Origin of the sequence: Streptomyces sp. AF1A (assembly GCF_047340315.1) — a bacterium.
Classification (GTDB): domain Bacteria; phylum Actinomycetota; class Actinomycetes; order Streptomycetales; family Streptomycetaceae; genus Streptomyces.
The window spans coordinates 82,316-96,875 of the sequence record NZ_JBLEBI010000010.1 but is presented as its reverse complement, the minus strand read 5'-3'; the positions used below and the strand labels follow the sequence as shown (position 1 = coordinate 96,875).

The window sequence follows — 14,560 nt, the reverse complement described above, 5'->3', positions numbered from 1 at the left end:
CTCGGCGCGGGCGGCGTCCAGGTGGGCGGCGGACGCGGAGTGCGGCGGCAGCCGGATCGGCGGGATGTCGCCGAGGGCGGCGGCTCAGCGCTCGTACAGGGCCTCCACCTCGCCGGCGAAGTCCCGCATGATCTGCTCGCGCCGCAGCTTCATGGAGGGGGTGAGATGGCCGGCCTCCTCGGTGAAGCCCACGGGCAGCACGGCGAACCGCCGGATGGACTCCGGCCGCGACACCAGCTTGTTCGCCTCGTCCACAGCCCGCTGCAGCACGGCCGTCAGCTCCGGGTCGCCGGTGAGGAGTTCCGGCGGCACCGGGTGCTTGCCGATCATCTGGCGCCAGTGGGTGATGCCGTCGGCGTCCAAGGTGATCAGGGCCGCGATGTACGGGCGGTCGTCGCCGACCAGCATCACCTGGGAGATCAGCGGATGCTGGCGCAGCCAGTTCTCCAGCGGGGCCGGGGCCACGGACTTGCCGCCCGACGTGATCAGCAGCTCCTTCTTGCGGCCGGTGATGGTCAGATAGCCCTCGTCGTCCAGCTCCCCGATGTCACCGGTGGCCAGCCAGCCGTCCCGGGTCGCGGGCACGACGCCGCCGGCCCCCGGATCCCAGTAGCCGCGCAGCACGTGGTCGCCGCCGACGAGGATCTCCCCGTCCGCCGCGATCCGCACCCGCGTCCCGGGCAGCGGCCAGCCGACCGTGCCCAGCCGGGGCTTGAGCGGCGGGGTGACGGTCGAGGCGCCGGTGGTCTCCGTCAGGCCGTACCCCTCGAAGATGTCGATGCCGGCGCCGGCGTAGAACGCGGCGAGGCGCCTGCCGAGCGGGGAGCCGCCGCAGATGACGTACCGGACCCGGCCGCCCATCGCGGACCGGATACGGCGGTAGACGAGCGGGTCGTAGAAGCCGCGGGCGGTCCTCAGGGCGCGTCCCGGGCCGCTTCCGGTGCCGGTCTGCCGGGCCTCCAGCGCCTCGCCGTAGCGCCGGGCGACCTCCGCGGCCCGGTCGAAGACCGACGCCCGGCCGCCCGCCTCCGCGTTGGCCCGTGCGGAGTTGTAGATCTTCTCCAGCATGTACGGGATGGTCAGCAGGCAGGTCGGACGGAACGCGGCCAGGTCCGGCAGCAGATCCTCCGCCTTCAGGCTCGGCGCGTGCCCGAGCCGCACCCGGGCGCGCACGCACGCGATCGCCACCATCCGGCCGAAGACGTGCGACATGGGCAGGAACAGCAGCACCGACGGCACCTCGTGCCGGGCCTTGAAGACGGGGTGGAGCAGTTCGACGGCGTTGTCGACCTCGGCGAAGAAGTTGCCGTGCGACAGGGCGCAGCCCTTGGGGCGGCCGGTGGTGCCGGAGGTGTAGATGAGGGTGGCGAGGGTGTCCGGGCCGAGCATGCCCCGGCGCACGCCGACCTCGCCGTCCGGCACCGGCGCGCCCGTCTCGGCCAGACGGTCCACGTGCCCCCTGGCCATCACCCACAGGTGCCGCAGCCCGGGCAGGTGCTGCAGCTCGGGGCCGATGGCGGCGGCCTGCGCGGCGGTCTCGGTGACCAGGGCGACCGCGCCGGAGTCGTGCAGGATCCAGCGGGTCTGGAACACCGAGGACGTCGGGTAGACCGGCACCGTGACCAGGCCGGCCGCCCAGGCGGCGAAGTCGATCAGGGTCCACTCGTACGTCGTACGGGCCATGACGGCGATCCGGTCGCCCGGCACCAGGCCCTCGGCGATGAGCCCCTTGGCCACGGCCTGCACCTGCCCGGCGAACTCGGCGGCCGTCACGTCCGCCCACCCGCCGTCCGGCAGCCGACGGCTGAGCACGACGGCCCCAGGCTCCCGCTCGGCGTTCTCGAACGGCAGGTCGGCCAGCGACCCGTGGGTGACCGGCGGGGCGAACGGCGGGACGAACGCCTCGCGCACGGCTCCGTCCAGCCGCCGGACCTCGGGCTGGATCAGGACCGGGCGGCCGTCGTAGTCGGTGGCGGAGACATGGGTGCCGGAGGAGACGGGGGCGTTGGGGTGGGGGGTGGACACGGGCGGCTCCTCGCGCGTGCAGCGGTGCACTGCTTGCTGCATGACGTACGTGCCTCGAACGGCGAGGCGTTCACCGACGGCGGTCCGCAGACAGGGGTTACCGCGGGTCGGGCAGGTGATCGTACGTGTCTGCTGTGGGGGGATCGTGCGGGTTCGGGGATGGTCCGGGGCCGGGGATGTGCAGCCTCGGGGGGTACTCGGGGGGTATGTGACAGGGCCTCATGTCGTCTGGATCACGGCCGCTCCAGGACCGCCGTCACACCCTGACCGCCCGCCGCGCAGACGGAGATCAGGCCCTTGCCCGGCCCCTTGCGCTCGGACAGGAGCTTCGCCAGGGTCGCCACGATCCGGGCGCCGGTCGCGGCGAACGGATGCCCCGTGGCCAGGGAGGATCCGGCCACGTTCAGCCGGGAGCGGTCCACCGGCGGCAGCCCGCGCTTCTCCCAGGCGGCGAGGGTGGCCAGCACCTGGGAGGCGAAGGCCTCGTGGATCTCGACCAGGTCGAAGTCTCCGAGGCCCAGGCCGGTCCGCTCCAGCATGCGCGGGACCGCGTACGCCGGGGCCATCAGCAGGCCGTCCTCGCCGCCCGCGACGTCCCCGTGCACGAAGTCCACGGCGGCCGTCCCGTACGCCGTGAGATACGCCAGGGGTTCCAGCCCGCGGGCCTCGGCCCACTCCTCGCTCGCCAGCAGGACGAGGGCGGCTCCGTCGGTCAGCGGCGTCGAATTGCCCGCCGTCATGGTCGGGTCGGGTGCGTCGAGCCCGAACACCGGTTTCAGCGCGGCGAGTTTCTCCGCGGTGGAGTCCGGGCGCAGGTTCTGGTCCCGCTCCAGCCCTCGGAAGGGGACCACCAGGTCCTGGAAGAAGCCGCGTTCGTAGGCGGCCGCGAGCCGCTGGTGGCTGGTCGCCGCCAGTTCGTCCTGCGCCTGCCGGGTGATGCTCCAGGCGCGGGCGGTCACGGCCGCGTGCTCGCCCATGGACAGCCCGGTGCGCGGCTCGGCGTTGCGCGGGATGTCCGGGACCAGATGGCCGGGGCGGATCCGTGCGAGGGCCCTCAGCCGGGCGCCCGCCGACCGGGCCCGGCGGGCCTCCAGCAGGATGCGGCGCAACTGGTCGTTGACGCCGAGGGGTGCGTCGCTCGTGGTGTCGGCGCCGCCCGCGACCGCCGACTCGGTGTGGCCGAGGGCGATCTTGTTGGCGGCGGCGACGACGGCCTGCAGCCCGGTGCCGCAGGCCTGCTGGATGTCGTAGGCGGGGGTGCGCGGGTCCAGCTGTGAGCAGAGGACCGTCTCCCGGGCGAGGTTGAAGTCCCGGCTGTGCTTGAGGACGGCTCCGGCGACGAACTCCCCGACGGCACCGGGGCGGTGCAGGCCGTGACGCTCGGTCAGCGCGTTCAGGGCCGCCGTCAGCATCTCCTGGTTGGAGGCGGTGGCATAGGGGCCGTCGGAGCGGGCGAACGGGATGCGTGCGCCGCCGATCACCGCGACCCGGCGTGCGCGGGGTGGTTCAAGGGGACTCATCTCGACCTGCTCCTCACCCGCGACATAGGCTTACCTCCAGTAACCTTACTCCAGAGTAAGCTCCTTCGACCCAGCCCAGCGGGAGTTGCGCATGGCCGACCGCTACCTGAACTTCACCGCCACGGCACCCGGCCGTTTCCTCACCCGGCGGCTGGGCCTGCCCCAGCCGGCCGAGCTGCGCCGCTGGTCGCCCGAGCGGCCCGCGCTGGACGGCGCGCTGCTGCACCTGACCGCCGGGTCGTCCGCCCTCGACCTCGCCCCCGTCCTCACCCGCACGGGCCTGCGGCCGGGCGGCGCGGACCCCGCCGCCGTCGTCCTGGACGCCACCGGCGTGCGGGACCTCGACACGCTCGCCGAGGTGCACGCGGCCCTCCGCCCGGTCGTGCGGTCCGTCGCCACGAGCGGGCGGGTGCTGGTGCTGGGCGCCCCCCTCGACCCCGCCGACCACCACCAGTCGGCCGCCCAGCAGGCGCTGGACGGCTTCACGCGCTCCCTCGGCAAGGAGATCGGCCGGGGCCGGACCGTCAACCTGGTCCGGCTGACCGACGCGGCCGCCGCCGAGTCCACCCTGCGCTTCCTGCTCTCCCCCAAGTCCGCCTACGTCAGCGGCCAGGTCGTCGAGGTCGGCGCGGGCGAGGTCGCCGCGCCCGCCGACTGGGACCGGCCCCTGGCCGGGCGCACCGCGCTGGTCACCGGGGCCGCACGCGGGATCGGCGAGGCCGTCGCCGGGGTCCTCGCCCGGGACGGCGCCCATGTCGTGGTCCTCGACGTGCCCGCCGCCGAGGCGGACGCCCACCGGGTCGCCGAACGGCTCGGCGGCACCGCGCTCGCCCTCGACATCACCGCCGCAGACGCCGGTGAGCGCATCGCCGCCGCCCTTCCCGACGGCCTGGACGTGCTGATCCACAACGCGGGCGTCACCCGGGACCGGCGGCTGGCCAACATGCCCGCCGAGCGCTGGAGCCAGGTCCTGGAGGTCAACCTGGGCAGCGTGCTGCGCACCACCGACGCACTGCTCGCCAAGGGGGCCCTGCGCTCCGGCGGCCGGATCGTGGCCATCTCCTCCATCGCCGGGCTCGCGGGCAACGCGGGCCAGACCAACTACGGCGCGAGCAAGGCGGGGGTCGTGGGCCTCGTACGCTCCCTCGCGCCGCGCGCGCTCGCCGAGCACGGGGTGACGGTCAACGCGGTCGCGCCCGGCTTCGTCGAGACGAGGATGACGGCCGCGATCCCGCTGTTCATCCGGGAGGCCGGCCGCCGCATGAACTCCCTCGCGCAGGGCGGGCAGCCCGTCGACGTCGCCGAGACCACCGCCTGGCTCGCCCACCCGGCCTCCGGCACGGTGGGCGGCCAGGTCGTCCGCGTCTGCGGCCAGAGCCTGCTGGGGGCCTGATGGCCGACGTCACGCTGACCGCCGCCCCCGCGCTGTCCCCGCTGCTGGCCCGGGGCGCCCTGCGCTCCCTCTTCAAGCGCCCCGCCCCGGACGCGGACTTTCCGCGCACGCGCCTCGTGCTGCCGGGCGTGCGCGTCGACCTGGCGCGACTGGTCGCGTACGAGCGCGTGTGCGGGTTCCCCACCGGCGAGGACGCCCTCCCGGTGACCTACCCGCACGTCCTCGGCTTTCCGCTGGCGATGCGGCTGATGAGCGGCCGGGACTTCCCGCTCCCGCTGCTGGGCCTGGTCCACACCTCGGTCGGTATCGTGCGCCACACCGCGCTGCCCGCCACCGGTGCCTACGAACTCGCCGTGCACATCGCCGGGTTGGCGCCGCACCGGCGCGGAACGGAGGCGACCGTCGTCACCGAGGCCCGGCTCGACGGCGACCTGGTCTGGGAGTCGCGCAGCACCTACCTCGCCCGGCATCGCACCGGCGAGGCGGCCGAGCCCCGAAAGGAACCGCCTCCCGCGCTGCCCGTCGTCGCCGAGTGGCGGCCCGCCGCCGACGTGGGCCGCCGGTACGGCGCGGCCTCCGGCGACCGCAACCCCATCCACCTGCACCCGCTCACCGCCCGCCTCTTCGGTTTTCCGCGTGCCGTCGCGCACGGCATGTGGACCGTGGCCCGCTGCCTGGCAGCCCACGGCACGCCCGGCTCCGCCGTGGTACGGGCCGAGTTCCGGGCGCCCGTGCTCCTGCCGGGAACGGTGACCTACGGGGCGGACGGCACGGGCCGCTTCGAACTGCGGGGCGCGCAGGGCCGACGGCACCTGACCGGAGAGGTACGGCCGCTCACCGGGTGAGCGAGGCCCACGGCGAGACTCACCGTCGGCGTTAACCCTGCTCGGCCGGGGGAGTCCACACGCGGCCCTCCATCAGGTTGCCCAGGCCCGACCAGGCGAAGTTCATCAAGGTGGCCGCCGCCTGCCGGGCGGTGACCCCGGGCGTGGCGTTGGCCCAGGCGGCGAGCGACTCGGCGGCACCGACGAGGGCCTCGGCGAGCCCGGCGACCTCGCGCTCGGGCAGATCGGGGTCCCGGTGCGCCTCGCGCGCCGCGACCGCGACCAGGCGGGTCACGAAGGCGACGATGTCCGCGCGCATCGCGGCGACTTCGGCCGCGAACGGCTCACCGTGGGTGCGGGCCTGCAGATGCAGCACCGACCAGCCGTCGGGGTGCTCGGCGGTGTGCGCGAAGAACGCCTGGAGTCCGTCCCACAGTTGCCGGTCGGCGGGCAGCCCGGGACCCACCGCGCCGCGGACGGCCTCCGTCAGGGCGGCGGCCTCGCGGCGGATGCAGGCGGTGAAGAGGTCTTCCTTGGAGTTGAGGTACAGATAGACCAACGGCTTGGAGACGCCCGCGAGTTCGGCTATCTCGTCCATGGAGGCGGCCATGTAGCCGCGTCGGCCGAAGATCCGCACGGCGGCGTCGAGCATCTGCTGCTCCCGCACCGCCCTCGGCATCCGTTTGGTCTTCACGGCACCCATGAGGGCAAGACTAGTTGGGCCCTCGGTCAGGAAGGCTGGCCCTGCGCCCGCGCGGTGTCGTCGGCGATGTCCTCCTGGCTGCGGTTGGCGTCCAGGTTCGCCTTCATCCGGTCGACCCGGGTCACGATCTTCACCGAGGCACGGTCCCGCTCCTTGCGCAGCGCCACCCAGCTGATCGGCGCCGACAGGACCAGGGCGAGCAGCAGGATCCACAGGCCGTTGGAGTCGCCGAAGCCGCGCGGGAAGATGCCGGAGTAGACGGCTCCCCAGACGACCACGAGGCAGCCCGCGAAGATACCGAGGCGCATCAGCGTGTAGCGGAGCATCTCAATCCACTCGTCCGATTCCGAAAAGGGTCATCGCCCAGTGAAGCACGCCTGACAGGCGATCTTGCAGCGGGGTCAGCCGAGCGGCAGCAGCATGACCACGTCGTCGCGGTCGTCGCCGGGGGCGACCCGGATCGCGCCGGGCACCCGGCCGACCTCCTTGTAGCCGCAGGAGCCGTAGAACCGCTCCAGGCCGAGCCCGCCGCGGCAGGTCAGCCGTATCGCCTCTGTGCCGTCGATCCCGCGGGCCGCGTCGGCCGCGGCGGCCAGCAGGTCGCGGCCGTAGCCCCTGCCCTGGTGCTTCGGGTGGACCATCACCGTGTACAGCCACAGCCAGTGGGTCATCAGCCGGTGCGTGTTGCGGGTGAGGAAGGCGGTGGCGGCCACCTCGCCGTGCTCGTCGTGCCCGACGAGCAGCCGGGTGCGGCCCTCGGCCATCTGCACGAAGTGCCGCACCAGTTCCGGCCGGATCTCCTCGCGGGTCACCGGCGGGACGAAGCCCACGGCCCCGCCCGCCTCGCTGACGTCCGCCCACAGGCCGAGGATGCCGTCGCGCAGGGCCGGGGTGACGGCGGGATCCAGCGTGAACGTAAGAGGCATGCCCGGATGGTACCTATTACCCGAGGGGGCGTTGCGCGGCGACCCGGCGCAGGGCGGCGAGATGCGCGCCCTCGGGCACGAAGGGCTCCGCCGGGTACGGGTCCTCGGGGGCAGCCGTGCGGGGTGCCACGGGGGACGAGCACCCGGTGCCGTACCCGCGTCACCGACCGGGCCGGGCGACGGTCGGGCGAGGCGGGGGTGTGAGGGCCGCTGGGGCGGCGCCCCTCACACCCGCATAGGCTGGGGTGACTCGCGACGCGCCGGGTCCGGGCCGTCGTACTCGCGGATGATCTCGTAGCGCGTGTTGCGCTCCACCGGGCGGAAACCGGCGTCCCGGATCAGCTCCAGCAGATCCTCGCGGGTCAGCTTGTTCGGCGTGCCGAAGTTGTCCGCGTCGTGCGTGATCTTGTACTCGACGACCGAACCGTCCATGTCGTCGGCGCCGTGCTGGAGGGCGAGCTGGGCGGTCTGCACGCCGTGCATGACCCAGAACACCTTCACGTGCGGGACGTTGTCGAACAGCAGCCGGGAGACGGCGAAGGTCTTCAGCGCCTCCGCGCCGGTCGCCATCTGCGTCCGCGCCTGGAGCCGGTTGCGGATCTTGCCGTCCTTCATGTCGACGAAGTCGTGCTGGTAGCGCAGCGGGATGAAGACCTGGAAGCCGCCGGTCTCGTCCTGCAGTTCGCGCAGCCGCAGCACGTGGTCGACGCGGTGGCGGGGCTCCTCGATGTGGCCGTAGAGCATGGTGCACGGGGTCTTCAGACCCTTCTCGTGCGCCAGCCGGTGGATGCGGGACCAGTCCTCCCAGTGGGTGCGGTGGTCCACGATGTGCTGCCGGACCTCCCAGTCGAAGATCTCGGCGCCGCCGCCGGTGAGGGACTCCAGGCCGGCGTCGATCAGCTCGTCGAGGATCTCGCTCGCGCTCAGCCCCGAGATCGTCTCGAAGTGGTGGATCTCCGTCGCGGTGAACGCCTTCAGCGAGACGCCCGGCAGGGCGGCCTTCAGCTCCCGCAGCGAGCGCGGGTAGTAGCGCCACGGCAGGTTCGGGTGCAGCCCGTTGACGATGTGCAGCTCGGTGAGGTTGTCCGACTCCATCGCCTTGGCGAGCTTCACTGCCTCCTCGATGCGCATCGTGTAGGCGTCCTTCTCGCCGGGCTTGCGCTGGAAGGAGCAGTAGGCGCAGGAGGCCGTGCACACATTGGTCATGTTGAGGTGCCGGTTGACGTTGAAGTGCACCACGTCACCGTTCTTGCGGGTCCGCACTTCGTGCGCCAGGCCGCCGAGCCACGCCAGGTCGTCCGACTCGTACAGCGCGATGCCGTCCTCGCGGGTCAGCCGCTCACCGGAGCGGACCTTCTCCTCCAGCTCGCGCTTGAGCCCGACGTCCATGCCAACACCTTTCTACGACAGCTCGGCCAACCCTATGCCTAGACCTCTTCGGGGAGTTCCCCGACCCGGTTCTCCCACTTGGTGGAGAGCACGATGGTGGTACGCGTCCGGGAGACGCCCTTGGTCCCGCTGAGCCTGCGGATGATCTTCTCCAGGCCGTCCACGTCGGCCGCCCGCGCCTTGAGCATGAAGGAGTCGTCGCCGGCGATGAACCAGCAGTCCTCGATCTCCGGCAGGTCCCGCAGCCGCTGCGCCACGTCCTCGTGGTCGGCGGCGTCGGACAGCGAGATGCCGATCAGGGCGGTGACGCCGAGACCGAGGGAGGCCGCGTTGACCGTGGCGCGGTAGCCGGTGATGACACCGGCCGCCTCCAGCCGGTTGATGCGGTCGGTGACGCTGGGTCCCGACAGGCCGACGAGGCGTCCCAGCTCCGCATAGGAGGCCCGGCCGTTCTCCCTCAGGGCCTGGATGAGCTGCCTGTCCACCGCGTCCATGCGATCGAAGCCTTCCCCTGAAAAGTTCCGAAGATCCCGAAGTGATGAGAGGTACTGCGCTGCCTACCGGTCCGGCCTGCCGCCGCCCAGTTCGCCGTGCCAGCGCCGGTACAGGTCGTGCCCGACGCCCGCCGCGTCCAGCACCCGCCCGGCGACGAAGTCCACCAGGTCCTGGATGTGGGTGGCCCCCGCGTAGAAGGCGGGCGAGGCCGGCACCACCGAGGCGCCGGCGTCGTCCAGCGCGACGAGGTGCCGCAGCGTCTGACCGTTCAGGGGGGTCTCCCGTACGGCGACGACCAGCGTCCGGCGTTCCTTCAGTGTGACGCTCGCCGCGCGCTGGAGCAGATCCTTGGACAGGCCGAGGGCGACGCCGGACACGCACGCGGTGGAGGCCGGGACGATGAGCATCCCCTTCGCCGGGTACGACCCCGACGACGGCCCTGCGGCGAGGTCGCCCGCGTTCCAGTACCGCACCCCGCGGACGTCCACGTCGAAGGTCCCGGGCTTGCCGTCGGCGCCCCGGGCCAGCCATTCCCGCAGGTCGTCCTCCCAGTGGGCGTCGCGGAACGAGATCCCCGTCTCGTCCAGCAGCGTCAGCCGCGAGGCCCGGCTGACCACCAGGTCCACCGCCTCCCCCGCCGCCAGCAGCGCCCGCAGCACGGCGGCCGCATATGGCGTCCCGGACGCTCCGGAAACCCCCACGATCCAAGGCGCGCGCTGCGTTTCTCCTGCGTTCACACCATGAGCGTACCGGTGGGGCCGAGCCGGTTCAGGACGGGCTCGGGGCGGGCCCGCAGCGGGCGGGCCGGCCGCTGCCCGGGGCGCCCCGGCGAGCCCCGAAGCCGCCGCGCCGCGCGCCCCGCCATCACCCGAAAGGACTACAGCGAGAGACCCCTCAGCAGCAGGTCGACCAGGGCGCACACGAACAAGGAGATCCCGATGAAGCCGTTCGTGGAGAAGAACGCCCTGTTCAGGCGCGAGAGGTCGTGCGGGCGGACGATCGTGTGCTCGTAGACGAACGCGCCCGCGACGATCAGCAGGCCCAGCCAGAAGAACGCGCCGGCGCCCGTGGCCACCCCGTACCAGACGAACAGGGCCGTGGTGACCGTGTGGCAGGCCCGGGCGCCCCAGATCGCCGCCGGGATGCCGAACCGGGCCGGAACCGACATGACGCCGATCTCGCGGTCGGTCTCGACGTCCTGGCAGGCGTAGATCAGGTCGAAGCCGCCGATCCAGACGCCCACGGCGAGGCCGAGGATCACCGCGTCCCAGGACCAGGAGCCGGAGATGGCGAGCCAGCCGCCGATGGGGCCCATGGACTGGGCGAGGCCCAGGATGGCCTGCGGGAAGTTCGTGAAGCGCTTGCCGTAGGGGTAGACCACCATCGGGATCACCGCGATCGGCGCCAGCGCCAGGCACAGCGGGTTCAGCAGAGCCGCCGCTCCCAGGAAGATCACCAGGGCGATCAGCGCGCCCGTCCAGGCATGGCGGACGCTCATCGCGCCGGTCACCAGTTCACGGTGGGCCGTACGGGGGTTACGGGCGTCGATCTCGCGGTCGATGATCCGGTTGACCGCCATCGCGAAGGTGCGCAGGCCGACCATGCAGACGGTGACCAGCAGCAGCCGGCCCCAGTGGACGTTCCTGTCCCACTGGTGCATGGCCGTCAGGGAGGCGATGTAGGCGAAGGGGAGCGCGAAGACCGAGTGCTCGATCATCACCAGGCGCAGGAACGCCTTGGTGCGTCCCGGCTGCGGGATGGCGGCGGACGCTGAGCTCACAGGCCGTACTCCTTCCAGCGGCGGTCGACCAAAGCCGCCGTATCCGGGTCCGAAAGAACCATGTCCGGCCACCCGCCGTCACGGGTGTAGCCCTCCTCCGGCCACTTCCTGGTGGCGTCGATCCCCGCCTTGCCACCCCAGAACTGCTGGTAGGAGGCGTGGTCCAGGTGGTCGACAGGGCCTTCGACGACCGTGAGGTCACGGGCGTAGTCCGTGTTGCCGAGGGCGCGCCAGGCGACCTCGTGCAGGTCGTGGACGTCGCAGTCGGCGTCGACGACCACGATCAGCTTGGTCAGGGACATCATGTGCGCCCCCCAGACCGCGTGCATCACCTTCTGCGCGTGCTTGGGGTACTTCTTGTCGATCGAGACGATCGCGCAGTTGTGGAAGCCGCCGGCCTCGGGCAGGTGGTAGTCCACGATGTCCGGGACGATGATCTTCAGCAGGGGCAGGAAGAAGCGTTCCGTGGCGCGGCCGAGCGGGCCGTCCTCCGTGGGCGGGCGGCCGACGACGATCGACTGCAGCAGCGGGCGCCGGCGCATCGTCACGCAGTCGATCCGCAGTGCCGGGAAGGGCTCCTGCGGCGTGTAGAAGCCGGTGTGGTCGCCGAACGGGCCCTCGGGCAGCATCTCGCCGGGCTCCAGCCAGCCCTCCAGGACCACTTCGGCGTTGGCCGGCACCTGGAGCGGCACCGTCTTGCAGTCCACCATCTCGATCCGCTTGCCCGCGACGAACCCGGCGAAGAGGTACTCGTCGATGTCGCCGGGGAGCGGGGCGGTGGAGGCGTACGTCACGGCGGGCGGGCACCCGAAGGCGATGGCCACCGGAAGCCGTTCGCCCTTTTTCGCCGCCACCTGGTAGTGGTTGCGGCTGTCCTTGTGGATCTGCCAGTGCATGCCGATGGTGCGCTTGTCGTGGCGCTGGAGCCGGTAGAGCCCGAGGTTGCGGACGCCCGTCTCCGGGTCCTTCGTGTGGGTGAGCCCCAGGTTGAAGAAGGAGCCGCCGTCCTTGGGCCAGGTGAACAGGGCGGGCAGCCGCTCCAGGTCGACGTCCTCGCCGTGCAGGACGACCTCCTGCACCGGAGCCTCCTTGACCTTCTTCGGCGGCACGTGCGCCATGGCGCCGAGCTTGCCGAACGCCTCGCGCACGCCGACGAAGCCGTGCGGCAGTTCGGGGCGCAGCAGCCCGCCGATCTTCTCGGAGATCTCGCCGTACGACTTCAGGCCCAGCGCCTTCAGCAGCCGCCGGTCGGTGCCGAAGACGTTCATGGCGAGCGGCAGGTCCGAGCCGCGCACGTTCTCGAACAGCAGCGCCGGGCCGCCGGACTTCTGCACCCGGTCGACGATCTCCCCGACTTCCAGGTACGGGTCGACCTCGGCCTTGATGCGCTTGAGGTCTCCCTCGCGCTCCAGTGCCCGCAGCAGGGAGCGAAGATCGTCGTAAGCCATGCGTCCCAGTATCTGCCACCCGCTAACCTGGCCCGGTCACCGGCCCCGTCTCACCTCCCCGGGGGATCGACCGACCATGCTCAGGTATCTGCCGTTCCTGCTGGTCCTGGCGCTGTGGATCTACGCCTTCGTGGACTGCCTGAACACCCCGGAGGAAGAGGTGCGCCACCTGCCGAAGGTGGTGTGGGTGCTCGTCATCCTGCTCTTCGGCGAGGTGCTGGTCGGTCCGGTCGCCTGGCTGATCAGCGGCAGGGTGCGGCACGGGCCGGCCGGCGGTCCCGCTCCGTCGCCGTGGCACCGTGACGCGGGCGCGGGGTGGGTCGCCCCGGACGACAACCCCGAGTTCCTCAAGTCCCTGGAGAAGGACGACCCGAAGCAGGACTGAAAGGCAGGGCCGAAAAGCCGGACCGAACTGCGGCCCGCCCTCGGCCGGGTGCGTTGCCCCGGTCCGCCCGGCACCGCAGAGTGAAGGCATGGACGAACGACAGGCCCGCCCCTGGCTCGCCACCGCCGTCGAGGAGGCCCGGCGAGAAGAACCCCGCTCCGTGGAATGAGGACATCGGTGAGTGAGCCCCGCATCCCCACCATCGACCTGCGGCCCTGGACCGGCGGGGACGCCGCGACGCGCGCGGCTCTCGCCGCCACCGTCGACCGGGCCCTGCAGACCGCCGGCTTCCTGCTGGTCACCGGGCACGGCGTGGACCCAAAGCTGCCGGCCGGGATCCGGGCGGCCGCCCGGGAGTTCTTCCGGATGCCCGCCGAGATCAAGCGGCGGTACGAGGCGAAGGTCGGCGGGCGCGGCTGGCTGGGGCCCGGCGCGGAGGCCAACGGGTACGCGGAGGGCACCGCGACGCCGCCCGACCTGAAGGAGTCGCTGACCTTCGCGACGGCCGAGCCGTTCGACGACCCGGTCGTCGACGCGGAGTGGTACGCGCCCAACGTGTGGCCGGCCGAGCTGCCCGAGCTGCGCACGCTGTGCGAGCGGTACCTGGCGCAGATGGCCGCGCTGCAACGGGAGTTGCTGTCGCTGCTGGGGTGCGCCCTCGACCTCGGGGCCGACTTCTTCTGCCGGCACCTGGACCACCCGACGTACGGCTTCAACATCAACTGGTATCCGGGCACCGAGGTCGTCGGCGAGCCGCGGCCGGGTCAGTTCCGGATCGGGCCGCACACCGACTTCGGGACCGTCACCATCCTGGACCGGCAGGCCGGCCGGGGCGGGCTCCAGGTGTACACCGACGCGGGCGGCTGGGAGGACGCGCCGTACGACCCCGCGGCGTTCACCATCAACATCGGTGACCTGATGTCCCGCTGGACCGGCGACCGGTGGCGGTCGGGCCGGCACCGGGTGCTGCCGCCGCCGGCCGACGCGCCCGCGGAGGAGCTGATCTCGCTCGTGTACTTCGGCGAGTGCACCCCGGGGACGCTGGTGGAGTCCCTGCCGGCGCCGCTGGGGCGGGTGGCGTACCCGCCGGTCGACTCGCACGTGTACCTGCGCGAGAAGCTCGACGCGATCACCGTCCGGTGATCGGCCGGTGGCCCGCGGAGCCTTCCGGCGGTGCCGCCTAGGTGAGCTGGCCGGGAAGGGGCTCCTGGCCGGCGGGCTCCGGCGGGGACTGCGGGCGCGTCCTGGGCAGGGACTCCACCCTCGCGATCAGCCGTTCGAACCGGGCGCGCCAGCCGGTCTCGGACGCCTGCTCGCCCTGGAACTCGTGGGTGAAGCGCAGCGTGGTCCCCGCCTCCCCGTCCCGCTCCAGATGGAACCGGATCCGGCCGCCGCCCTCGACGGTGTACTCCGCGACCCGGTCCACGTCCCAGGCGGTGACCCGGCCGGAGCCCAGGTCACGCAGGGTGACCGCGCCGTCGAGGCGGGGCTCCAGCACGTCGACGGCGGTGCACCAGGCCCCGAGCCCTGCGGGGGTGGCCACCGCCGCCCAGACGTCCTCCATCGGCCTCGGGATCCGCACCATGAAGTGCAGTATGTGCGTGTTCCCGTGGGTCTGGCTGGTGCCCTGTGCGATGGAACCGCTCATGACACCAGTGTCACCGACGCGGCG

Annotated in this window: 15 protein-coding genes; 4 read left to right on the top strand and 11 right to left on the bottom strand. The window is 72.4% G+C overall.

Annotation, left to right across the window (positions count from 1 at the left end; translation table 11 throughout):
* Positions 1-84: 84 nt before the first annotated feature.
* Positions 85-1,947: an AMP-dependent synthetase/ligase gene (locus tag ACLU3S_RS05700; RefSeq protein ID WP_413950621.1), complete on the bottom strand. Its 1,863-nt coding sequence runs from the start codon at positions 1,945-1,947 to the stop codon at positions 85-87.
* A gap of 311 nt (positions 1,948-2,258) precedes the next feature.
* Entirely contained in the window at positions 2,259-3,545 is a 1,287-nt protein-coding gene (locus tag ACLU3S_RS05695; protein WP_413950613.1) for an acetyl-CoA C-acetyltransferase, read from the bottom strand.
* A 91-nt stretch (positions 3,546-3,636) separates the two neighbouring features.
* Between ACLU3S_RS05695 and ACLU3S_RS05690 the strand changes: the two genes are divergently transcribed.
* Complete coding sequence (locus tag ACLU3S_RS05690) at positions 3,637-4,938, top strand: 3-oxoacyl-ACP reductase (protein WP_413950612.1); 1,302 nt, start codon at positions 3,637-3,639, stop codon at positions 4,936-4,938.
* A complete protein-coding gene (locus tag ACLU3S_RS05685) occupies positions 4,938-5,783 on the top strand; it encodes a MaoC family dehydratase (protein WP_413950611.1) in 846 nt (281 codons plus the stop codon). Before ACLU3S_RS05690 ends, ACLU3S_RS05685 begins: the two co-directional genes overlap by 1 nt.
* Before the next feature lie 31 nt (positions 5,784-5,814).
* Here the strand turns inward: ACLU3S_RS05685 and ACLU3S_RS05680 are convergent, their stop codons facing one another.
* The 8 genes from ACLU3S_RS05680 to ACLU3S_RS05645 all read right to left on the bottom strand — a co-directional run bounded on the left by ACLU3S_RS05680 (position 5,815) and on the right by ACLU3S_RS05645 (position 12,503).
* Complete coding sequence (locus tag ACLU3S_RS05680; protein WP_413950610.1) at positions 5,815-6,465, bottom strand: TetR/AcrR family transcriptional regulator; 651 nt, start codon at positions 6,463-6,465, stop codon at positions 5,815-5,817.
* A 26-nt stretch (positions 6,466-6,491) separates the two neighbouring features.
* Positions 6,492-6,791 carry a DUF4229 domain-containing protein gene (locus tag ACLU3S_RS05675; protein ID WP_413950609.1) on the bottom strand — a complete coding sequence of 100 codons (300 nt, stop codon included), beginning with the start codon at positions 6,789-6,791 and terminating at the stop codon, positions 6,492-6,494.
* A gap of 75 nt (positions 6,792-6,866) precedes the next feature.
* Positions 6,867-7,391, bottom strand: a complete 525-nt coding sequence (locus ACLU3S_RS05670; RefSeq protein WP_413950608.1) for an N-acetyltransferase family protein — start codon at positions 7,389-7,391, stop codon at positions 6,867-6,869.
* Between the two features lie 225 nt (positions 7,392-7,616).
* Positions 7,617-8,780 (bottom strand): aminofutalosine synthase MqnE, encoded by a 1,164-nt coding sequence (mqnE, locus tag ACLU3S_RS05665; protein WP_413950607.1) that lies wholly within the window; start codon positions 8,778-8,780, stop codon positions 7,617-7,619.
* A gap of 38 nt (positions 8,781-8,818) precedes the next feature.
* Entirely contained in the window at positions 8,819-9,274 is a 456-nt protein-coding gene (locus tag ACLU3S_RS05660; protein ID WP_413950606.1) for an Lrp/AsnC family transcriptional regulator, read from the bottom strand.
* A gap of 63 nt (positions 9,275-9,337) precedes the next feature.
* Entirely contained in the window at positions 9,338-10,012 is a 675-nt protein-coding gene (locus tag ACLU3S_RS05655) for a UbiX family flavin prenyltransferase (RefSeq protein ID WP_413950605.1), read from the bottom strand.
* A 140-nt stretch (positions 10,013-10,152) separates the two neighbouring features.
* A complete protein-coding gene (gene mqnP, locus ACLU3S_RS05650) occupies positions 10,153-11,055 on the bottom strand; it encodes a menaquinone biosynthesis prenyltransferase MqnP (RefSeq protein WP_413950604.1) in 903 nt (300 codons plus the stop codon).
* Positions 11,052-12,503, bottom strand: a complete 1,452-nt coding sequence (locus ACLU3S_RS05645) for a menaquinone biosynthesis decarboxylase (RefSeq protein WP_413950603.1) — start codon at positions 12,501-12,503, stop codon at positions 11,052-11,054. Before ACLU3S_RS05645 ends, mqnP begins: the two co-directional genes overlap by 4 nt.
* Positions 12,504-12,579: 76 nt before the next feature.
* On the opposite strand from ACLU3S_RS05645, the gene ACLU3S_RS05640 reads away from it, so the two are divergent.
* On the top strand, positions 12,580-12,888 hold the full coding sequence (locus ACLU3S_RS05640) for a PLD nuclease N-terminal domain-containing protein (protein WP_413950602.1): 309 nt from the start codon (positions 12,580-12,582) through the stop codon (positions 12,886-12,888).
* 165 nt (positions 12,889-13,053) lie between these two features.
* On the top strand, positions 13,054-14,031 hold the full coding sequence (locus tag ACLU3S_RS05635; protein ID WP_413950601.1) for an isopenicillin N synthase family dioxygenase: 978 nt from the start codon (positions 13,054-13,056) through the stop codon (positions 14,029-14,031).
* A gap of 37 nt (positions 14,032-14,068) precedes the next feature.
* Here the strand turns inward: ACLU3S_RS05635 and ACLU3S_RS05630 are convergent, their stop codons facing one another.
* On the bottom strand, positions 14,069-14,536 hold the full coding sequence (locus tag ACLU3S_RS05630) for an SRPBCC family protein (protein ID WP_413950600.1): 468 nt from the start codon (positions 14,534-14,536) through the stop codon (positions 14,069-14,071).
* Positions 14,537-14,560 lie beyond the last annotated feature (24 nt).